Annotated in this window: 21 protein-coding genes; 7 read left to right on the top strand and 14 right to left on the bottom strand. The window is 65.4% G+C overall.

Annotated features, from left to right (window positions below):
* The first annotated feature begins 346 nt into the window (after positions 1-346).
* Together FY036_RS03265 and FY036_RS03260 are read left to right on the top strand one after the other, a co-directional pair.
* Positions 347-2,230 (top strand): polysaccharide biosynthesis protein, encoded by a 1,884-nt coding sequence (locus tag FY036_RS03265; RefSeq protein WP_148913273.1) that lies wholly within the window; start codon positions 347-349, stop codon positions 2,228-2,230.
* The gene (locus FY036_RS03260; protein ID WP_148913272.1) at positions 2,227-3,183 is read left to right on the top strand and encodes an NAD-dependent epimerase/dehydratase family protein; all 957 of its coding nucleotides are present in this window, start codon (positions 2,227-2,229) and stop codon (positions 3,181-3,183) included. The genes FY036_RS03265 and FY036_RS03260 overlap by 4 nt, the downstream gene beginning before the upstream one ends.
* A 17-nt stretch (positions 3,184-3,200) precedes the next feature.
* On the opposite strand, the gene FY036_RS03255 is transcribed toward FY036_RS03260, so the two are convergent.
* A complete protein-coding gene (locus FY036_RS03255; RefSeq protein WP_148913271.1) occupies positions 3,201-4,415 on the bottom strand; it encodes an O-antigen ligase family protein in 1,215 nt (404 codons plus the stop codon).
* A 160-nt stretch (positions 4,416-4,575) separates the two neighbouring features.
* Between FY036_RS03255 and FY036_RS03250 the strand changes: the two genes are divergently transcribed.
* Positions 4,576-4,974, top strand: a complete 399-nt coding sequence (locus FY036_RS03250; protein ID WP_148913270.1) for a hypothetical protein — start codon at positions 4,576-4,578, stop codon at positions 4,972-4,974.
* 4 nt (positions 4,975-4,978) lie between these two features.
* Here FY036_RS03250 and FY036_RS03245 read toward each other — a convergent pair whose 3' ends face one another.
* Positions 4,979-5,989 carry a sugar-binding transcriptional regulator gene (locus FY036_RS03245; RefSeq protein WP_235897493.1) on the bottom strand — a complete coding sequence of 337 codons (1,011 nt, stop codon included), beginning with the start codon at positions 5,987-5,989 and terminating at the stop codon, positions 4,979-4,981.
* Between the two features lie 169 nt (positions 5,990-6,158).
* Between FY036_RS03245 and FY036_RS03240 the strand changes: the two genes are divergently transcribed.
* A complete protein-coding gene (locus FY036_RS03240) occupies positions 6,159-6,956 on the top strand; it encodes a hypothetical protein (RefSeq protein ID WP_148913269.1) in 798 nt (265 codons plus the stop codon).
* Between the two features lie 9 nt (positions 6,957-6,965).
* On the opposite strand, the gene ptsP is transcribed toward FY036_RS03240, so the two are convergent.
* Genes ptsP through FY036_RS03215 form a run of 5 tightly spaced genes read right to left on the bottom strand, consistent with a single transcriptional unit; the run spans position 6,966 to position 11,657 of the window.
* On the bottom strand, positions 6,966-8,939 hold the full coding sequence (ptsP, locus tag FY036_RS03235; RefSeq protein WP_148913268.1) for a phosphoenolpyruvate--protein phosphotransferase: 1,974 nt from the start codon (positions 8,937-8,939) through the stop codon (positions 6,966-6,968).
* A gap of 41 nt (positions 8,940-8,980) precedes the next feature.
* A complete protein-coding gene (locus FY036_RS03230; RefSeq protein WP_148913267.1) occupies positions 8,981-9,361 on the bottom strand; it encodes a PTS glucitol/sorbitol transporter subunit IIA in 381 nt (126 codons plus the stop codon).
* A 25-nt stretch (positions 9,362-9,386) separates the two neighbouring features.
* The gene (gene srlE / locus FY036_RS03225; protein ID WP_148913401.1) at positions 9,387-10,385 is read right to left on the bottom strand and encodes a PTS glucitol/sorbitol transporter subunit IIB; all 999 of its coding nucleotides are present in this window, start codon (positions 10,383-10,385) and stop codon (positions 9,387-9,389) included.
* A gap of 19 nt (positions 10,386-10,404) precedes the next feature.
* Entirely contained in the window at positions 10,405-11,169 is a 765-nt protein-coding gene (srlA, locus tag FY036_RS03220; RefSeq protein ID WP_148913266.1) for a PTS glucitol/sorbitol transporter subunit IIC, read from the bottom strand.
* Positions 11,170-11,219: 50 nt separating this feature from the next.
* Positions 11,220-11,657, bottom strand: a complete 438-nt coding sequence (locus FY036_RS03215; protein ID WP_148913265.1) for a transcriptional regulator GutM — start codon at positions 11,655-11,657, stop codon at positions 11,220-11,222.
* A 143-nt stretch (positions 11,658-11,800) separates the two neighbouring features.
* Between FY036_RS03215 and FY036_RS03210 the strand changes: the two genes are divergently transcribed.
* A complete protein-coding gene (locus FY036_RS03210) occupies positions 11,801-12,442 on the top strand; it encodes a hypothetical protein (protein WP_148913264.1) in 642 nt (213 codons plus the stop codon).
* 15 nt (positions 12,443-12,457) lie between these two features.
* Positions 12,458-13,129 carry an HAD family hydrolase gene (locus FY036_RS03205; RefSeq protein ID WP_148913263.1) on the top strand — a complete coding sequence of 224 codons (672 nt, stop codon included), beginning with the start codon at positions 12,458-12,460 and terminating at the stop codon, positions 13,127-13,129.
* Here FY036_RS03205 and surE read toward each other — a convergent pair.
* Genes surE through FY036_RS03180 form a run of 5 tightly spaced genes read right to left on the bottom strand, consistent with a single transcriptional unit; the run spans position 13,120 to position 18,823 of the window.
* Positions 13,120-13,863: a 5'/3'-nucleotidase SurE gene (surE, locus tag FY036_RS03200; protein WP_148913262.1), complete on the bottom strand. Its 744-nt coding sequence runs from the start codon at positions 13,861-13,863 to the stop codon at positions 13,120-13,122. The genes FY036_RS03205 and surE overlap by 10 nt on opposite strands.
* A gap of 12 nt (positions 13,864-13,875) precedes the next feature.
* Complete coding sequence (locus FY036_RS03195) at positions 13,876-15,024, bottom strand: MBL fold metallo-hydrolase (protein ID WP_148913261.1); 1,149 nt, start codon at positions 15,022-15,024, stop codon at positions 13,876-13,878.
* A gap of 2 nt (positions 15,025-15,026) precedes the next feature.
* Positions 15,027-16,106 (bottom strand): ABC transporter ATP-binding protein, encoded by a 1,080-nt coding sequence (locus FY036_RS03190; protein ID WP_148913260.1) that lies wholly within the window; start codon positions 16,104-16,106, stop codon positions 15,027-15,029.
* Positions 16,094-17,797 (bottom strand): ABC transporter permease, encoded by a 1,704-nt coding sequence (locus FY036_RS03185; protein ID WP_148913259.1) that lies wholly within the window; start codon positions 17,795-17,797, stop codon positions 16,094-16,096. The genes FY036_RS03190 and FY036_RS03185 overlap by 13 nt, the downstream gene beginning before the upstream one ends.
* 39 nt (positions 17,798-17,836) lie before the next feature.
* A complete protein-coding gene (locus FY036_RS03180) occupies positions 17,837-18,823 on the bottom strand; it encodes an ABC transporter substrate-binding protein (RefSeq protein ID WP_148913258.1) in 987 nt (328 codons plus the stop codon).
* Between the two features lie 239 nt (positions 18,824-19,062).
* On the opposite strand from FY036_RS03180, the gene FY036_RS03175 reads away from it, so the two are divergent.
* Positions 19,063-20,022: a sugar-binding transcriptional regulator gene (locus FY036_RS03175; protein WP_148913257.1), complete on the top strand. Its 960-nt coding sequence runs from the start codon at positions 19,063-19,065 to the stop codon at positions 20,020-20,022.
* Between the two features lie 3 nt (positions 20,023-20,025).
* Here FY036_RS03175 and FY036_RS03170 read toward each other — a convergent pair whose 3' ends face one another.
* Both FY036_RS03170 and FY036_RS03165 read right to left on the bottom strand, forming a co-directional pair.
* Positions 20,026-20,394, bottom strand: a complete 369-nt coding sequence (locus FY036_RS03170; protein ID WP_148913400.1) for a hypothetical protein — start codon at positions 20,392-20,394, stop codon at positions 20,026-20,028.
* A 69-nt stretch (positions 20,395-20,463) separates the two neighbouring features.
* Positions 20,464-20,576 (bottom strand): 2-oxo acid dehydrogenase subunit E2 (locus FY036_RS03165; protein ID WP_148913256.1); only part of this gene is annotated, 113 nt, incomplete at its 5' end.

Genomic DNA, 20,576 nt, shown 5'->3' with positions numbered 1-20,576 from the left:
ATCGCCCGGGGCTTAGCAGCATTGGCGCACGCCGCACAGGGGGAGATCGTGCGCCCTTCCGCCGATTTTCCAAGCTCGCCGCCGGTGGAAAAGCCCCCGGATCGCACATTGTTGCCATCATGGCGTGAATTGGCTATCTGCCTTGCCACGGGGAAGTTACGCACCGCGCTCGGCGACACGCGCTTCCTGCTTGGTGGCGCTGACCGCAGGCATGGTGGCTCGAACCGGGCGTTCGGGCCGGCCGGAAGCTGCTCCCGTGATATCGGAACGATGTGATGTATGTTGCCATGATGATGCATCCGCGATCCGGTCTCGCCATTCGAGTAGCTGAAGCCCGGGCATGAAGATGTCGTCGCCACTGCCAACGCTCACCCGCCTCCGGGAGCGGGTCCTCAGAAGCTCGCGCAACCGCAAGCGCTGGGTGCTGATCGTCTTCGACGCGGTGGCGCTCTCCTTCCTGTGCTGGCTCAGCTTCTCGATGCGTTTCGGCCAGCCTTTCGTCCCCAACGCTTCGCAGGTGTTCATCATCCTGGCGGCGCCGGCCATCGCGATTCCCATCTTCGCGCGCATGGGCCTTTACCGGGCGGTGCTGAAATATCTGCCAGACCGCGCGGTATGGACCATCCTGCAGGTCGTCAGCCTTGCCGTGCTCACCTGGGTGGCCCTCGCCTTCCTCACGGCGATGACGGGCGCGCCCGGCGTGCCGCGAAGCATCCCGGCGATCTTCTGGGTGCTTTCCGTGCTTGTCATCACCGGCAGCCGCTTCGGCGCGAAGTGGCTGCTGTGGCGCAACATGCGCGAGCGAAGCGGGCTCACCAAGACGCTCATCTACGGTACCGGCGACGCGGCGACGCAGCTGGCCGGCGCGCTGCGCTCGACCAGCGAGCGCGAGGTGGTCGGCTTCCTCACCAAGGACCAGTCGCTCTACGGCATGGACATACTGGGCATCCGCGTCTACGCGCCCAGCGAGCTGAAGCGCCTGATCCAGAACATGGGCGTCGAGGAGATCATCATCACGACGCCCTCGCTGGGTGGCGCCGGCGAACGCGAACTGCTCGCCGAGATCGGCAATGCGCCGGTCAATGTGCGCATTCTTCCTTCCATCGTCGATCTCGCGGAAGGCAAATACATCGTCAGCCACGTCCGCGACATCGACATCGACGATCTGCTGGGCCGTTCGCCCGTCCCGGCCGATCCAGCCCTGCTGCGCAAGATGATCGAGGGCCGCTCGATCATGGTCACGGGGGCGGCCGGTTCCATCGGCTCGGCGCTCTGCCGCATTATTGCGCGCATGAAGCCCGCGCGATTGGTGCTGTTCGACACAAACGAGCACGGCCTCTATCAGATCGGACGTGAGCTTCACCCCGACGCTTCCTTCCCGCTCGTGCCGGTGCTCGGTTCGGTCACCGACGCAGAGCTGATTCGACGCGTGCTGGTCGAGAACGGCATCGAGACTATCTACCACTGCGCCGCCTACAAGCATGTGCATCTCGTCGAGCTGAACCCGCTGGAAGGCATTCGCAACAACGTGTTCGGCACCGATACGCTGGCTGCTGCCGCCACCGAGTGCCGCGTGCCGAACTTCATCCTCATCTCCTCCGACAAGGCCGTCCGCCCCGCCAACGTCATGGGCGCGACCAAGAGATGGTCGGAGAAGATCGTGCGCCATCACGGCACCCGTCAGCTGGACGATCCCTACGAGCGCAATTTCGCCTGCGTGCGCTTCGGCAACGTCATCGGCTCCAGCGGCTCCGTCATTCCGCTGTTCAAGGAACAGATCGCCAATGGCGGACCTGTCACCATCACCGACGAGCAGATGACGCGCTACTTCATGTCGGTGCGCGAGGCGGCCGAACTCATCGTGCAGGCCGGCGGCCTTTCCCAGAGCGGCGACATCCTGCTGCTCGAGATGGGCCAGCCGATCCGTATCCGGGATCTGGCGGAGGACATGATCGCGCTGGCAGGGCTGACCGTGCGCGATGCGCGCAATCCGGAGGGCGATATCGAGATCGTCACCATCGGCATGCGCGAGGGCGAGAAGCTGCACGAGGAGCTGTTCTACGATCCCGACGGCGTATCGGCGACGGCCCACTCCAAGATATTGCGGGCGCGCCGCGCCAATGGCAACGGCGCCGATCTGCCGGCCATGCTGCGCAGGCTGCGCGAGGCGACCGACAGGGCCGACACCGCCGAGGCCGTCAAACTCCTCTTCAAGCATACCGAAAGATGACCGCCGGCCCGCCGGATACGGTGCTGGTCACCGGCGCAAGCGGGTTTGTCGGCAGGGTCGTCTCGCAAAGGTTGATGGCCGGGGGCTACCGGGTCCGCGCCGCTTCCCGGACGCCAGAAAACCTGCCTGCCGCCGTTAGTGAACGTGTGCGGATGCCTGCTCCCGATGCCGGGCCGCAGGAATGGGACGCCTTCGTCAGCGGCGTGGACCACGTCGTTCATTGCGCGGCAATCGCCGAAGCCGCATCCGGCATCCCGGCATCGGCATACAGGATCGCAAACGTCGAACTGACGGAGAAGCTCGCGCATTCCGCCCGCCGGCATTGCTCCGGACGCTTCGTATTCATGTCGTCGGTGCGCGCCGTCAGCGGCCCGATATCGGCGACGGTCGTATCCGAGGATACCCCCCCAAAACCCGAAGACGAGTATGGTCGATCGAAGCTTGCTGGGGAGGATAGGGTAAAAGAGGCGTTTTCAGCCGAAAATGACGCTAGCCGGGCCGTTATTCTCAGGCCTGTGCTGGTCTATGGCGGCGAGGCCAAGGGCCATCTGGCGACGCTGTTCAGGCTTGCCCGCCTGCCTCTGCCGCTGCCGCTCGGCGGCCTCGACGCGCCGCGATCTCTAATTGATATTCAAGGGCTTGCGGCCGCCGCAGTGCATGCGATCGAGGCGCCTTCGACCGGTGGCGGCACCTTCACCGTGTGCGACCGCGAACCTCTCTCGGTGGCCGCCATTCTCGCTTCGATGCGCCACGGGCTGGGCCGCCCGCCGGGCCTTTTTGTAACCTCGGATAGACTGCTCTCCGCACCCCTGATTCTGGCGGGTCGACGGGCTCTGTGGCAAAGACTTTCCGGAAGTATGCAAGCCTCTCCCGCAAGTCTTGAAGCGACCGGATGGCAGTCCCCGAAGGATACTTTTGAGCGTCTTGCGGCCTACGCGGCGACCTGGAAGTAGAAAACCCGGAACCGACTTTACTTTTGCTGATCTCGACCCGGTATGCTCGCCGCCACCAGAATGGCGGAAAATACGAAAAACGCGTCCATGATGTCGTGTTTGAACATGATCTGGCTCAGCCCACACAGCGCGTAGATCGAGCAAACCTGCAGCGCCAGAAAGAACCGCCGCCGGTGGTTTTCGTCCTGCGGAGCCTTCCACGCAACCGCTACCGGAACCGCCAGAACCGCCAGAACCGCAACGAAAACAATGATCCCGCCGTCGATGGCGAAGGTGATGAAGGCGTTGTGCGCATGGGTGAAATCGCGCATATGCCCCCCGTCCAGGGCCAGCACTTCGGCGACCTTCGCCATGCGATTCTGGATGCCGTGTCCCCAGACCGGCGATTCGAGGATGGCGGTCCACCCCGCGCCCCAGAGCCGCAGCCTTTCCCCCACATTGGCCGAGTTTTCGCCATCCATCACCTTGCCGATCTCATCGACCGTGAGCATGAAACGCGCCGAAATCAGGTCGGCCGCGCCGTAAAGCGCCACCGCAACGACACCCGCCAGCACGATCCAGGCGAACCGCATGGAGGTCGGCATCCACCTGCGCGGCGCATAGATCACCAGCACCAGCACGGTGAAAACGGCGACCATCGCCACCCCGCGGGTCAGCGAGAGAACGACCGCCAGCAGGCCTGCCACGGTGCCGGCGATCGCCAGCATGCGATAGTTGCGCCGTTCGTCGGTGATGTTGAGCCCCGCGACGCCCGCAAGGCAAAGCGCCATCATCCCGAACACTGCGGCGTTGCCCGCGCCGCCTTCGGCGCGCTGGTCGAGGCCGACGACCTGTACGAAACCGATAGCAAGGGCGCCAATCGCACCCACCGCCGCTCCGATCATGAAGATCGTCAGATAGTCCAGATCCGGCGTCGCCCGCAGCCGCGGGATCACGACCCAGACCGACAGGAACGGCGCCAGCCACAGGATATGGCCGCGTATCTGTTCGGGATTCTCGCCTATGACCGCCGTCAGCAAAATCAGGGCGACGAAGACGGTGAAGGTCCAGGCGATGGCCTTGTCGTGACGGGTCAGCCGGAACTCGAAGCGCCGCAGCGCCAGCGAGATCACGCCCCAGACGAAGAACATCCCCAGCGCAACGGAGATCGCACTGCCGGCAACCGCCGGCATCGCGCCCATCAGAAAGACGGAAATCGCATTGTTACGCTCGAATGCATTCGCGTATTTCAAAGACAAGTCCAATACGAAAATATAGCAGTAGTATTGTGCCTGCCCCGGGCAATCCGGCTCCGACCGCAGCTTGCTTTAGCGCGTGTTAGTCGATGCGTCCAGCCTTGCGCAAGCCATTGGGTAGAGGATCGCCGAGCTCATGTTCCGGGGATTCGTCACGATGGCAAGCTTAAGAAACGCCGCCTTTGCCGCCATTCTGGTGGTGGCCAGCGGCTGTTCGACCACGGCCGACGAGGGCTGGATGCACGAGCTGACCGCGCAGGACATCCAGCTCACCAAGGACACGGTGTCGGCCCATCTGATCGACCCGCGTTCCGCGCACTGGACCCACATGATGGCCGTACGCGACTCGGCCTATGGCGACGTCACCGTCTGCGGCATGGTCAACTCCAAGGCCGTCAACGGCGGCTATCCGGGCATGCGGCCCTATCGCGTGGTGCTGCAGGGCGGCTATTCGCAGCTCGTCAGCCTCGCGCCGCCGATCCGGCTTTGGGACAACAAGGCCCATCAGCGCTGCAAGCCGCACATCACCGGCGATACCCGTCGCGTCCTGAAATAGCGACTCAGGCGACGACGCCGCGCGCATCCAGCATGCGCCGAGCGCTGTTCTCGTCCGTTATGAAGATCGTCGGCGCGATCAGGCTCATCGCGCCAAGCAGCGCGTCTATCTTGTCCTCGCCGCCGGAAGTCAGGATGCGGATAGGCGCCTTGCGAAGCCGATCCACGTCCACCGACATCACCAGCTGGTTGACCGGATGATCGACCAGAACACCCTCGCGGTCGTAGAAATGGAACAGCAAGTCGCCCACGGCGCCTCGCCGCACCAGCGCCTCGCGATCCTCCTCCTTGAGGAACCCACCGCGATAGAAGGTCGTGGCCGATGCGATCCCGCCCACGCTGAGCAGCACGGCGTCGAGGTCGTTCGTCATGTCGAACGTGTCCTTGAGCCCGCAGCGCTCCACAAGCGCAATCTTCGTCTCGATGCTGTCGACCACGGCAGGCGTCGGGATCAGGTAACCTTCACCCTGGAATATCTGGGCGAACCGCCATGCGAACTCGGCTGGATTGTACCGCCTGGCCGCGCCGACACCGCCAAGCAGCGAAATGACCTGAAAGTCGTTGAGCTGCTTGGCGCCGATGAATTGCAGCGTGCTGAACAGCGTACGCCCCCAGCCCACGCCCACACGCATGCCGGACCGCATCGCATCGGAAAGATAGCTGCCGGTTCTGGCGCTTATGGCGGGGATGGGATCGGCGTCCGGCGACGACAAGGGAGCGATCAGCGCCTGCTGAAGGCCGAAGGTGCGCTCCAGAGCCCGCTCCAGACGCACCGTTTCCGCCAGCTCGCTCTCGATGCCTATCTTCACCTCGTTGCGGGCACGCGCTTCCGCCAGCATGCGCACCACGCTGACCCGCCCGACGCCAAGCACGTCGGCGATTTCGTTCTGGGTCATCTGCTCGATGAAATACATCCACGCCGCACGGACCCGCAGCCGGTCTGCCCGGCTGTCGCCCGCCGGAAGCGCAGCTTCGGCGTCTCCGCTTTCAACGTTCCTGCGCGGCCGCCTAGCCAATAGCTGTACCTTCCCTGCTCCCCCTCGCGCGGCGCAACCGTCAACGATTCTGTATGTGAACGCAATATCGACTCTTGACCGATCCCGGCTCCGCGACGCACCCTTGAGACAAGAGCGCGGACGCGAGAAGGCCGTTCGCCGGCAAAGAAACAAGGGATGGAGCGCCATCATGCTGCGAGAGATTTCCGAAGAGGTTCGGGTCGCGCTGAAGGACCGGCTGCGCGATGTCCGCCACGTCATCCGCCAGCACCGGCACGACGGATCGGCCACGCCTTCGGCGCGGCTGGGCGATATACTTCCGCTGCCGCGACCTCCATTCGCCCCCGCCGCGGTAGACCACCTGGTGGGCCATGCGGTCAGCGCGTTCGATGATGCGATGACACTGGCAGAGAGACTTACACCCGTGCGCAGGTCTGCGCCACCCGCCGGCGCGGTGCAAGGCTTTGCGACATACTTTCCGCTGGGCGAGGCGCGCGAAGGCGCACGCGCGTACCGGCGCGATCTCTACTATCTGGCACGCGAGGTGCTGGCCAACCGGCGCGTCACCGATGCGCGCATCCACGAGAGCGAGCTTGCAGCCATCCATGCCACGATGCGTACCCGCCACGGTGACCTGATAGCCGGGATCGCCGGCGCGACAGACTGGGCGGCACGTATCGAGGCCGCCTCCGCATTCAGCGCGGCACTGCTGCTGACCATGCTCGACCATCGCGCGATCCGGCTCGATGATGCGGCCCTGTCTTCAAGGGACGCACGAACGCTGGAGCTTCTGTGTCTGGTGCCGGTCGTGCTTGCCTGCGGGTTCGCAACCGTTGAGCCGGATGCGTCGCCCGAGCCCGATATCCTGGACCTGACGGTTCTGGCCACGGAAGCACGGCTCGACCGTATCGCTGACGCCTGTGCAGGGGCGGACGCACGGGCAGAACTCACCCGTATCTTCGCAACCCTGCTGGCGCACCTGCCCTAACGCGAGGCCTTATCCGGCGCTCATCTCGGCAATGCACTTCTTGGCCCGCTGGATCGACGCGGGGCTCATGCTCAGTTCGGTGAGGCCCATGCGGATGAAGGCGGGGATGAGGTCCGGTCGGCCTGCCGCCTCACCGCACATGCCGACCATGATGCCGGCCTCGACGCCAGCTCTGGCCGTCATCTCGATCGCGCCCATGACGGCGGGGTTCTCGACATGGTTGAGCCCGGCGACCACCGGATTGAGCCGGTCGGCCGCCATCACATACTGCGTCAGGTCGTTGGTGCCGATCGAGAAGAAGGCGACTTCCTTCGCCAGTTCGCGTGCGATGAATACGGCAGCCGGCGTTTCCACCATGACGCCGAGCGGGAAATCGGCATGCGACTTTCCTTCCGTCGCCAGTTCGCCCTTGCATTCCTCGATCAGTGCCCTCGTGCGGCGAACCTCGTCCAGTTCCGAAACCATCGGCAGCATCACCTTGATGTTGCCGTGGACTGCCGCGCGCAGAAGCGCGCGGAGCTGGCGCTTGAAGATGTCCGGCCGGTCGAGGCACATGCGAATGCCGCGCCAGCCCAGGAACGGGTTTTCCTCCTGCGGAAACTCTACCCCCGCAATCGGCTTGTCGCCGCCGATGTCCAGCGTGCGCACGATGACCGGATGGGGCGCGAAAGCCTGTGCCAGCGCGGCATAGGTTTCGGCCTGCATGTCCTCCGACGGCAGGTGCATGTGCCGCATGAATAGCAATTCGGTGCGGAACAGCCCGACGCCCATGGCGCCCGCCTCGCGCGCCGCGTCGATTTCTTCCAGCGAGCCGATATTGGCCGCGACCTCGATCACCGTGCCGTCGGCGCGGCGGGGCTCCATGTCGCGATAGGCCGTCAGCGCCTCCCGCTCCTTGCCGGCGGCGGTGATCCGGGCCTCGAAATCGGCTCGGATCGCATCGTCGGGATCGGGGTGCACGTGTCCGGTCGATCCATCCAGTGCAATCGCGCCGATCTCGCGCAGCGCATCGACCTGACCGCCAAGCCCGAGCACGGCCGGAATGCCGTGCGAGCGCGCGATGATGGCGACGTGAGAGGTAGCGCCGCCATGGCCGCACACGATGCCGCCGATGCGCTTCAGCGGCGCGCGCGCCAGATCCCACGCACCGATGTCTTCCGCAATGAGGATCGCGCCTTCGGGCAGCGCGTCGAGCCCCGCCTCTTCCTCGCCGAGCAGCGCCAAGCAGAGCTGCCGGCCGACGGCGCGGATATCGTCGGCGCGGGCGTTGAGATAGGGATCGTCCATTCCGGCGAACTCATCCGCCACCTGCGCCGATGCGGCCATGACCGCCGAGACGGCGTCCAGCCCGCCCGCCACCGTCCGCTCGGCCTCGCCGATCAGATCCTCGTCGGCCGCTATGTCGCGCAGCGCGGCAACGATGCCGCGGTCGCCCTCCGCGAGCGACCTGTCGGCCAGCGTCGCGTCCATGCGCTGCTGGACCGTTGCCACCGCGCGCCGCAAACGCTCGACCTCCGCACCGGTTTCGTCGGGTGCCAGAGTGCGGCCATCGGTATTTATCTCGGCGGGGAAATAGGGAAACGCCGGCCCCATCGCCACGCCTTCGCTGGCGGCAACGCCGCGCAGGCCGTGATGGGTTTGGACGAGAGACGCGGGCGCCACCGGCACTGGTGCGGCGACGGGCTCGGCTTGAGGCGCGCCGTCGTCCTGCGGCTCGTCGTCGAGACCAGAAAGCGGGTTTTCCAGATAGCCGATAAGCGCTTCGACGGCCTCGATGGAATCGGCTCCTTCGGCACGAACTGTGACTTCCTGGTTTTCCTTCACGCCCAGCAGCATCAGCTTCACCGGGCTCTTGGCGCTCACCGCCTTGCCGTCGCGCACGATCTCGATGTCGCACTCGAAGCTCTTGGCGAGCTTGACGAAGCGTGTCGCGGGGCGGGCGTGAAGCCCTTCATGCACTCGCACGATAGTGGAGCGTTCCATGGCAGTATCCTGAAGCAAATTTGCGCCGCCTGGCTAGAGGCTTATGCGGCGATGGTGATGACGGCGTCGACGGCGAGCGCATCCACCAGCGCCTGCGTGTCGACCTCCGTCGCGCAAATCTCGCCCGGTCGCTCGGCCTGCGAGGCGCCGTTGAACGAGATCACCACATGGCCGATCTCGCGCACCTTGTTCCATGCGGTGTCGCCGATCGCCGTGATGGTTGCCGACACACCGCCGATGGCGATCGACGCGCCGGCCTGCGGCGCGTCGTCGCTGGGTTCCTGCTCGCCTCTGTGCAGCACAGACACTTCGGCGAGCTCGGGCGGCGAGCCATCGGCAAACAGGATGACCACGCCGCCTTCGGCGAGGTCCGCCACTTCCGGTCCAACAGCGGTGACCCGTGTCTTCAGATGAACCGTCATATTGGCGAACCTCCTTGTTTTCAGTTTAGAGCACGACCAGGCTGACCGCCCAGGCGATCAGAACCGAGACCGGGCCCATGATCTGGCGGCTGATGAGCACCGCCGGCACGCCGATCTCGATGGTCTTGGGCTTGGCCTCGCCGAGTGCGAGACCCACCGGCACGAAGTCGCAGCCCACCTGCGTGTTGTAGGCGAACAGCGCCGGCAGGGCCATGGCCGGCGAAATCGTGCCGTTGGCTATCTGCGGACCTATGATGGCCACACCGATGACCTGTGCGATCACCGCGCCCGGCCCGAGTATGGGCGAGAGGAACGGCAGGCCGCAGATGGCCGAAATGATCAGCAGGCCGACGATGTTGTTGGCCAGCGGCCCCATCGGCTGGGCGAGAAGATCGCCGATGCCGGTGTAGAGAATGAGGCCGATGAGCATGGTCACGAAGGCCATGAACGGCAGCACGTTGCGCACCACCTGATCGATCGTGCGGCGGCCGGCATTGAAGAAGATGCCGACCACCCGGCCCATGACGCGGCCCACCGAGCTGATGAGCCCGACGATACCGCCGTCGTTCTCGACAGGCGGCGCGGACGCCGCCGGGGTGGTGGCTTCCATTGCCTGCGCTCCCCCCGCGGCCGTTACCGGCTCGCTGCCGTCAGCCAGGACGACGTTCTCCGGCTTCACGCCCGAAACGTAGATGTCCTCCGTGATGAACTGGGCCAGCGGACCGGCCTGCCCCACGGGCGTGAGGTTGACGGTCGGGATGCGCTTGCGCGGATAGACGCCGCACCGTGCGGTGCCGCCGCAATCCACCACCACAACCGCCATCTCGCTTTCGATGGGCGGGGCGCGGAAGCCGTCCACAGCTTCGCCGCCGGTCAGGTTGGCGATGTGCTGGGCGACCGGGTGAATGCCGCCGCCGGTGACGGAGACGATCTTGTTGCGCTGCGCGGTCGGCTCGATGACGAGCGGGCCGCCCCAGCCGCCGGAGCCACGGGAGATGCGTACGGCCTTGTAGGTCTTGGTGATCATGATCTTCCCTCCCGGCCTAGAGCTCGACGCCCTGGCGGCGCGCCATGAAGGCTGTGATGCGCTCCGTCAGGATGCCCTTGAGAAGGATGACGACCAGACCGACGAGGGCGTACCAGATGGCCACCTGGATGTGATAGCCCGACGCCACGGAACCGTTGCGCTCGAGTTCGAGCAGCGCCACGAGGATGCCGCCCCACACGAAGTACTCGCCCGGATTGACATGCGGGAAGAGACCCAGCGGCGGATGCACGTAGGACACGGCCGCGTCGTAGAAGGCCGGCTTGTGCTTTTCCTCAAGGAACGAGCCGAAGGTGTAGGCCATCGGGTTGGTGAGGAAGAAGACCGCCAGCACCGGAAGCACCGTGTAGCGGGTAAGCGCGATGCGGCCGGCGCCGCGTGCAAGCCCGTGGACGCGCTGCTCGCCCACCAGTTCGGTGACGGCGTAGAAGGCCGTCATCAGCACCACCAGCGTCGGGATGATGCCGGTGACGAAGCCGGCGAAGACCTTGCCGCCTTCCTGGAAGATACCGATGAAGTATTTGCCCGCGGCAGTCAGCCAGCCGAGCTGTTCTTCCTGCACGACGTTGTCCAGCCTCTCGCGGAACTCGTCGACCGTGATGTCGCCGTCGGTCGCGGCCTGCGCGAGGACGACGAAATCGTTCGAGGCATGCTCGAGCGCGAGCCTGCCGTGCAAAGCAACATCCGTGACCATCGAGCCTGCGACATGCAGGTTCTGGACGGCCATGTCGGCATGCTGCGCCAACATAGAAACTACCGACATTCTTCCTCCCTCCTCAGTGCCTGCCGGCGACCCCCGACGGCTTCGGCACGTTAAGCGCGCGTGGCGCTGATGCCCGACAGTCCGGGCTGCCTGTCAGGCTCCGCCCGTGCACGGTCGATCTGCTCGATTGCCCGCTTGACGGCCTCCGTCACACCGGGCTCCTTGTCTCCCATGATCGCCGGCTGGGAGCGCAGCCGATCGAGGGGCATGCCCTCGAATTCCTCATGCCGCCTGAACTTGGTGAACACGCTGCGCCCGCTCATCAGAAGCAGCCGGCGCACGACGAGGTCTGGCGTGACCACGACCAGCGCGATCGTGCCCTTTTGGAACCGGCCGCGGAAATTGCCCGCGCCGACGAACCCGTCCTTGTATTTTTCGGTGATGCCTTTGAAGACGCCGGAATAATGCTGCATCTGCATCCAGACGCCCAGAGCCTGAAGCGCCCAGACGGCCGCCAAGAGCAGCAATCCCCATTGCCAGATCGCCATCCGGCCTCCTCCCGTCACACACCGGCAACCTCCAGCCGGCAAGTGTCATTTAGAGAACATTTGTTTCCAGTAGTGTCAATATGTATTATCCTTGCAGTATAGACCCGACAGCGTCATGCTGCAGCGGGAGGACCGAGAAGCAAATGGACCTGCGGTTCAAGGACGAACTGGCGACCATGCCCGACCTGCGCCATCGCCTGCGCCGGCTGCGCTGGTTCCGCGCCACCTTTCGCGCCAACGCAAAGGCCGTCACGGCGGCCTGCGGCCTGCGCTACGAGATCGACGAGACGCGGCTGACGCGCGTGTTCCTCGACTGGGTGGAGACCGTGGAAAGCCAGAAGGATTTCGCGCGCGTGAACCGCGGCGACTTCATCGTCTTCGCGGCCGGCCTGGTTCTGCGGGAGCTGATTCGACAGAATCCGGCGCACTATGCGGGCGAGGATGCCGACGCACCGGCATCCGGTGACCCGGCTCTTCTTGAGATCGCGCGCTTCTGGCCGGAGGGCTTCCTTTACACGAACTATTGCATCTCGGCGATCGCGGCGATCCACGAGCAGGAGTTCGGTCACGCCCCCGCTCTCGACGCGTGCGTCGACGACCTGCGGCTATGGTGGTCCTACCGCGAGAACGCCACCGAGATGCCGGCGACCGCGGTCGCCTTCCTCGACCGCTTCCTCGGCGGCGAGCCCAACTGGGTCGTGCCGGACATGGCGCAGTCGCGCAAGGCGATGCGAGAGGCACTGGCCGTGCCCGGCGACAATGCGGCGCTTGCCTACCGCGCGTAAATCCGGAGTTCCAGCTTGAAGCCATCCCTCATCATTTTCGACTGCGACGGCGTGCTCGTCGACAGCGAGCCTCTCGCCGCGCTGGCCTACGAGCGCGTCTACGAGCGGCACGGCATGGCGGGCGTGGGGCCTGACATCATCGCCCAGTGCATCGGCATGAAGCAGGCCGACATCATCGCGAAGATACACGGCCTTACCGGTCACCTGCTATCGGACGACAGGCAGGACGATATCTGGCTCGAAACCAGGCAGCTCTTCACGGAACGGCTCGAGCCGACCGACGGGATCGCTGCGTTCCTCGACGACCTGACTGCGGCGCGCTGCGTCGCGTCGTCCTCGTCGATGGAACGTATCCACCACAGCCTCGCCGTGACGAGACTGGCGCATCACTTCGGGGACGCGATATTCTCGTCTTCGATGGTAGCGCGCGGCAAGCCCGCTCCCGACATCTTCCTGTTTGCCGCAGAGCGCATGGGTGCCGAGCCTTCGGGCTGCGTCGTGATCGAAGATTCGCCCTTCGGCGTGCAAGGGGCGGTCGCCGCGGGGATGGTCGCCATCGGCTTTACAGGCGGCGGCCACACCTATCCCGGCCATGCGGAACGGCTGATCGAGCATGGCGCGGCTGTGGCGTGTGCCGATTGGAACGCCGTGTCGCGCGAGATCGAACGGGTGCGCGCCTACGCCTGAAGCCGCGCGACAAGATCATCGCCGAGCGGCGCGCCGCCGAACCAGTTCAGCCGGTTGATGGTGACGCAGCCGGCATCTATGGCGCTGTTCTCGTCGCCGTCCTTGGTGGTGTGGGGCCGACCGCGCGGTATGATGATGACGGTGCTGTCGCCATCGCTTTCCACCACCTCCGCACGGCTGCCGATCTTGTCCCGGCCGATGCGGGGCTGGCGGACCTGAGCGGGCAACGCGTCGGGCAGGTTGACGCTAAGATAGTGTCCGTCGAGGGCCCACTCCGCCCGCGCCTCGAACAAAGTACCGATCAGCCGCGCCAGCCACTCATGATCGTCATTGCCGATCTGCGGGTTCTTGACCCGTGAAAAGCCGATGGAGGGCACGCCCCAGAAAGACGCCTCGCGGGCAATCGCCAGCGTGCCGGAATAGGCGAGATCTTCGGCCACGTTGCGGCCGTCGTTGACACCTGCAATGACCAGATCCGGCTTCTTGCCGCCTTCGAACAGCCACGTCATGGACGCGACGATGCAATCTGCCGGTTTGCCGGAACAGGAATAGCGCTGTTCGCCCAGCTTGCGCATCGTGATCGGCTTGGCGATGGTGATGGAGCCTGACGCGGCCGTGTGCTTCACCTCAGGTGCGACCACCCATACATCGTCGCTCAGGCGCGCGGCGGTCTTGGCCAGAAATGCGAGGCCCGGAGCCTCGATGCCATCGTCGTTGCAGACGAGAATCCTCATCGCGCTTCCTCTTCAAATGGTCAGGACATCGCCGGTACGGCTATCGAGGCGAAGGGCGGGAATATGCGTGCCGAGCGGAACGAGCTCGGCCGACACGCACGAATGTCCGAGCGCGGCGGGGCGGCCGGCCCCCTCCCATATCGCGACGTTTCCCGGCAGCGTCGGATGGGTCGGCATCCGTATCCAGTCCGCCCGGCCGGCAGCATGCAGCAACTGGCCCGGCGAGCCTTCCGGCAGATGCCCGCTCAACAGGATGGGAAACCCGGCATCGGCGGCGCGCGGCAACAGCCTCGCCGACGGCCCGGCCTTGCCCATGCCGTCATCCGCCAGCAGCGGCAGGGCCGGCAGGCTTTCCCCGTCGGACCAGTCGCGCGCTTCGGAAAGCCGTGCGTGAAGCCGCTCCGCCATGCCGGGCGCAAGCGCGCTTCCCGCATCGATCTGTACTGCGAGCGCCTCGCGCATGCTGGTATGGATGGCGAACGGGCCCGAAAGCGCCGCCATCAGTTCGAGCGACCTGCCGGAAAGCGGCGTTGGCAGCAGGCACCCTGCCGGGCGGGCATCCACCCATGCGGCGATGGCGCGCGCGCGCTCGACGCCCGAAATCGGATCGGCGCCATATGATGCATCGAGCGCGATCAGGTCGCATTCAGGCAGCGTGTCCATGACGAAGACGCCGCTGTCGGGCACGACATCACCACAATGGACGAAGCGGCGCGAGCCGTCATCGACGGCGAACCATACCCCGCCAACGACGTGGCCCGACCGGCCCGTCTCGATCCGCATGGCGCCGATGGAAAGCGTTTCGCCCGGCTCGAAAATCTCGATCCTGTCCCGCGGGAAAGGGCAGGCCGCGAGATCGGCTGCGTCGGCGTATCCGGCCAGCGTCGCCGGCGTTTCCGATCTCGTTTCGGCCGTCATAAGGATGCGGCCACGAAAGCCCTGAGCCAGCAGCCACGAGAGCGCGCCCGCGTGGTCTTCATGGGCGTGGGTCAGCAGCAGCGCATCGATCTCGCCGGCGGGCCACAGCAGCTTCGGGTGATAGTCCGCCAGAGCCGCACCCACCTTGATGCCGGCATCCAGCATGAGACGGGTTTCGCCGCTTTTCACGCCGATGCTGGTGCGCCCCTTTTCGCCAAAACCGCCGAACAGCCCAATCTCCATGGTCAGGCCGCAGCCCCCGACGGGATCAGCCAGCCGGAGCGGATGCGGATGCGCGCCTGTGCACCCTCCTGAAACGGGTTCGGATCCGGCAGCTCGAAATGCAGGTGGACGGTGGGGTCGGCGGCAGGCGCAAACTCGATGCGCGTCGATCCACCCTTGTAGACGGCGCGGATAACCGTCCCGTCGAGCCCCGGCTCCCCGGCGGCGGCCATCTCTATATCCTGCGCACGGCAGCAAATCTTGGCCGCCTCACGCGGCTGCTCGCCCGGCCGGCAGCGCACCACGGCCTCCTGTCCCAGCACGCTCACGCGGCAATGGCCGCCCTCCTCGCCAGACAGAACTTTTGCCGGCAGCACGATGCCCTGCGCGATGAAGGAAGCGACCATCTCCGTTGCCGGTTCGCTGTAGAGCTTGCGCGGCGCGTCGAGCTGAACCAGCCGCCCTTGATCCATGACCGCGATGCGGTCGGCCAGCGCCATCGCCTCGGCCTGATCGTGGGTGATGTAGACGATGGTGGTGCCGGTGCGCTTGTGGAAGGCAGCGAACTCGTCCTCCATCGACGCGCGCAGATGCACGTCGAGATTGGCCAGCGGCTCGTCGAACAGAACCAGCGAAGGCGCGGCGACGAGACATCGCGCCAGCGCCACGCGCTGACGCTGCCCGCCGGACAACTTGGCCGGATAGCGGTCGCCGAAGCCCTGAAGGTTGACCAGCGCGAGCGCCTCATCGACCTTGCGCTTCGCCTCGGTTTTTTCGACCTTGGCGACCTTGAGCGCGTAGCCGACATTCTCGGCCACCGTCATATGCGGCCAAAGCGCGTAGTTTTGGAAGACGATACCGACGCGGCGTTTTTCCGGCGGCACGTTGCCGTCGGCGTTCGACACCACCCTTTCGCCGATGCCGATTTCGCCGCCGGTGACGCCCTCGAAGCCGGCCACCAGCCGCAGCAGCGTGGTCTTGCCGCACCCCGACGGGCCGAGCACCGCCAGGAACTCGCCGTCGGCGACCTCCAGCGTCACGTCCTTCACAGCATCGAAATCGCCGAACGTCTTGGTGACGCCGCGCATGGTCAATCCCGCCATGGGAGCACTCCGTTGGGCAGGTGGCGCGCGAACATGTTGGTCGCAAGCATCAGCCCGAAGGTGATGGAGACCGTGATGATCGACAGCGCCGCCGCATATTTCGAATCGCCGCCCTGCTCGAACGAGAACATGACGACGCCGATGGTTTCAGACCCCGACGACCAGAGCAGCGCCGACACCGTCAGCTCGCTCAGCGCGGTCATGAAGATCAGCAGTCCGCCCGCCATCGCGGCCGGCGCGACCAGCGGAAAGATGACGGTGCGCATCCGCATGAACAGGCCCGCACCGGTAACCTGCGCGGCCTCTTCCAAAGCGCGATCGACCTGGTGATATCCGCTCACCGTCGGGCGCAGCGCCAGCACCAGGAAGCGGGCGAGGTAGGCGTAGAGGATGATCCATACCGTGTTGTAGATGTGGATGCCGGTGAGCGGGATCGGCCGCAGGAACAGCAGCAGCGACGCGATCGCGAGCACGACGCCGGGCAGCGCGTAGGGCAGCTCGATCATCAGATTGGCGAACCGCACCCATCTCTGCCTGCCCCATGCGACGAGATAGGCCACCGGCAGCGCGGCGAGCACGGCGAAGATCGCTGCCCCGAGCGCCAGCATCATGCTGTTGCCGAAGGCACGCCGCGAGCCGGCATGCTCGAACAGCACGAACTTGTAGTTGGCCAGCGTAGCGGTCTGCGACGACAGCGGAATGCCGTGGCCGGGGACCAGCGAAGTGAGCATGAGCCCAAACAGCGGCAGCACGAGAATGCCCGCGATCAGCACCCACATCGCGATCTCCAGCGGCAGGCGAAAGCGGCCGAGTGGATAGGGATCGGCCGGGAGCGAGGTCGAGCTGATGCGATAGTCGCGCCGACGGCTCATCGCCTCCTGCGCCAGAATGCCGGCCATGGCGATGACGCCGATCAGCACCGACAGGAACGCCACCTCGCCCAGCACTGCAGGCCCGCCGCCGGCCAGCCGCTGGTAGATCAGCGTCGGCAGCACGAGATAGTTTGCCGGGATGCCCAGGAAGGCGGGAATGCCGAAATTGCCGACCGACGATACGAAAGCCAGCGCCGCGGCGGCAACGATGGAGGGCGTCATCAGCGGCAGGACGACGGTGCGCAGCACGGTGAACCAGCCCGCGCCGCCGGCCCGCGCCGCCTCAACCAGCTCGCGCGGCAGCTTGCGCAGGCCCGCCCGTACCAAAAGGAACACCAGCGGAGCATACTGGATGCCCAGCAGGAGGATGATGCCTTCCGGCGAATATAGCGGATTGCGGCTTCCCAGCGGCGGCGCCATGCCTATGAGCTTGAGAAACGGGCTGGCCGGGCCGAAAAGCTGCAGCCACGCCAGCGCCGTCACCTGCGGCGCGATCATCAGCGGCATGACGAAGCACAGCACGAAGGCGTTGCGGCCGCGCATGTCGGTAAGCGCGACCACGAGCGCCACGACGGTGCCGGCGACGACCGCCACCACCGTGCCGCCGATGCCGACCACGAGGGTGTTGATCGTGGCCGTCAGGGTCGCCGGATTGGCAAGCCCCGCATTGATCGCAGAGAGCGAGAACGTGCCGCCCGGCGCGACGATTTCCCAGACCAGCCGCACCATCGGCAGGAGGGACAGGACGGCGATGATCGCAGCGACCGCCACCGCCAGGGCCATCTCCTGGCCCCGCCATTCCTTCAAAGCTTGCGCCATGATGCCTGTCCCGCCTGCTTGTCTACGGCCCGACTGTCCTTAGCCGCCGAACAGTGCGGAGAACTTCTCCTTGTCGGCGTCGATACGCTCGGCAACACCCTGGATGTCCACAGGCATCACCGTGACCTCGACACCTTCAGGCAACCACGCCGGCCGGCCGACGGAGGCATCGGCGGGCAGGTAGCCCATGTCGAGCGCGAGCTTCTGGCCGTCTTCCGACAGAATGAAGTCGACGAAGCGCTTGGCACCCTCGACATTCTTGGCGGTGGACATGATCGCCACCGGCTCGGTCACGGCAGGCACGCCTTCGGGCGGGAACACGAACTCCACCGGCGAGCCCTGCGCCTTCGCGTTCATGGCCATGAAGTCGACGAGGATGCCGTAGGGCTTCTCGCCGTTGGCGACCGAGCGCAGCACCGCGCCGTTGCCCTGCACGGTGATGGCGTTGTTGTCCTTGAGGCCGGTGTAGAACTCCCAGCCGATATCCGGGTTCATCGAGAAGCCCGACATCATGAACGCCGCAGCACCCGAATAGAGCGGGCTCGGCAGCACCACGCCATCCTTGTATTCCGGCTTGAGAAGGTCGTTCCAGGTCTCCGGCTTCTCGGCGGCGGCCGTGTTGTAGGCGATGCCCGTGGTGATCAGCTTCGAGCCGAAATAGGTCCGGTCGGCGTCGTAGGAGCCTTCGGCCAGCCCGGCCACATCGGCCTCGGGATAGGCGAGCAGGCGGTCGTCCTTCTTGAGCAACTCCATCGTGACGGCGTCGGCGATGAGAAGCACGTCGGGCTGCGGCGCGCCGGCGGCGAACTCGGCCGCAAGCTTGGTCATCAGGTCGCTCGTGCCGGAACGGAAGATCTGGACGTCCACGCCGGGATTGGCCTCCTTGAAGGCCTCCACGGTCTTGGTCGCGTCGGCTTCCGGCTGCGAGGTGTAAAGCATCAGCGTCTCCGCATGAGCGGCGCCGAGCGAGAGCGAAAGTGCAAGCGCGAGCTGGCTTGCGGCCAGCTTAATGGAAAGCGATTTCATAGGAACCTCCTGTTGCGTACTGGTGGCCTGCCTCTTGAGACAGACGGCCTGCCAGCTCCTCCCTGCATGGCGCACATGACCGCTGGATGACAAATGCGCTGGCTACCATAAAATATGTTCATTTGTTCGATGTCAAATACAAATGAACACTTCATGAGCCGGCGCATCATCGCCTTTCGGGTTGACAGGTCGGGTGGCATCCTACGAATGGTTCGCTGCAAGGGAAGAGGAGCCTGAACATGTCCACGACGAAGCGCCGCGCGGCGATGGTCTCCTCCGATCTCAATGTGAAGACTGCGTGGCTCTACTATGTGGAGGGGCTTACGCAGGAGCAGATCGCGGAAAAGCTCGACGTCAGCCGCGTCAAGGTGATGCGCACGCTGGCGGCCTGCGTGGCGGAGGGCGTCGTCGTCACGACCATAACGGCGCCGACGAGCGGCCAGATCGAACTTGAACGCGCACTGGAGGCGCGGTTCGGCCTGCACGGCGCGGTCGTCGTGCCGACGCCGTCGGGTACGGAGCATCTGGAAAAGGCAATCGGCCACGCCGTCGCGCTGTATCTCGGCGAGGTCATGCAGGACGGCATGACGCTGGCCATCGGCGGCGGCGCGACGCTGCACGCGAGCCTCGCCTTTCTCGTCCGCCGCCGGCTAAAGGACGGCTCGGTGGTGGGGTTGGTCGGCGGCCTGCCGCATTCGCAATGGGTCAATCCGTCCATCGTCGCAGCCAAGGTGGCCGACATGTTCGAGGTCGACAGCTACCAGATAACGGCACCGGTGATGGTGCACGATCCGGTGCTGCGCTCGCTGCTGTGGGAGCAGCCGGAGTTGCAGGACGTGCGCCGGCGGGCCGCCAATGCCGACATCGCGCTCCTGACCGTGGGCGAGATGGGCCCGGATGCGACCATCTTCCGCCACCGCATCGCGCCGCCCTCGCTCCTGGCACCGCTGAGGGCCAGAGGCGCTGTCGCCAATTTGCTATGCTACTTCGTCGATGCGGAAGGTAAGATGGTGGACCATGAGGTCAACGAGCGCGTCGTGGCGATCGATCTTGAAACCGTGGCGTCCGTGCCGAATGTCGTGCTGGCCGCAGGCGGAAAACACAAGGTCGACGCCATTCTCGCGGCGCTGAAGGCGGTGCGCGCCGGCGTCCTCATCACCGACAGCGAAACGGCACAGACGCTGATCGACAGATCCTGATCCTCAGAGCAGCCCACGCTCGCGCAGGAAATCGTCGATGCCGACATGCGTCATCGTCTCGAACTCCTCGACGGCTTCCACAAGCCTGCGACGCTGATCCGCGATCAGCGTGAACACCTGCTTCATCTCTGCCGAAAGGCCGAACCGCTCCCAGCGCTCGGCGACATGCGGCGGCAGGCCGACAGCGGCACACAATGCGTCGAGGTTTTCATGACCAAGTTCACGGGCAAAGGCGCGCGTCTCTTCGGGCGACATGCGCGGCTCGAACGCGTGGTCGTGCAGGCGCTGCGCCACGAACCTGATGTCGGACGGCGAGGCCTTGATGACCTTGCCTATCAGCGCGCGCATGTCCGGGGGTGCGAAGTCGGGCATCATGGCCTCCTGTAAAACGCAGCCGCCATCATCATGCAGCCGGCATCCACTGACGGCAAGATGCGGCGATCAGACCAGCATCGACATCGGGTTTTCGACGGTCTTTTTGAACGCCGCGAGCAATTCGGCGCCGAGTGCGCCGTCGACGGCGCGATGGTCGGTCGACAGCGTCACCGACATCA

It is taken from the genome of Neoaquamicrobium microcysteis (genome assembly GCF_008180155.1).
Lineage (GTDB): Bacteria > Pseudomonadota > Alphaproteobacteria > Rhizobiales > Rhizobiaceae > Aerobium > Aerobium microcysteis.
This window is presented reverse-complemented; position numbering and strand designations above follow the sequence as displayed.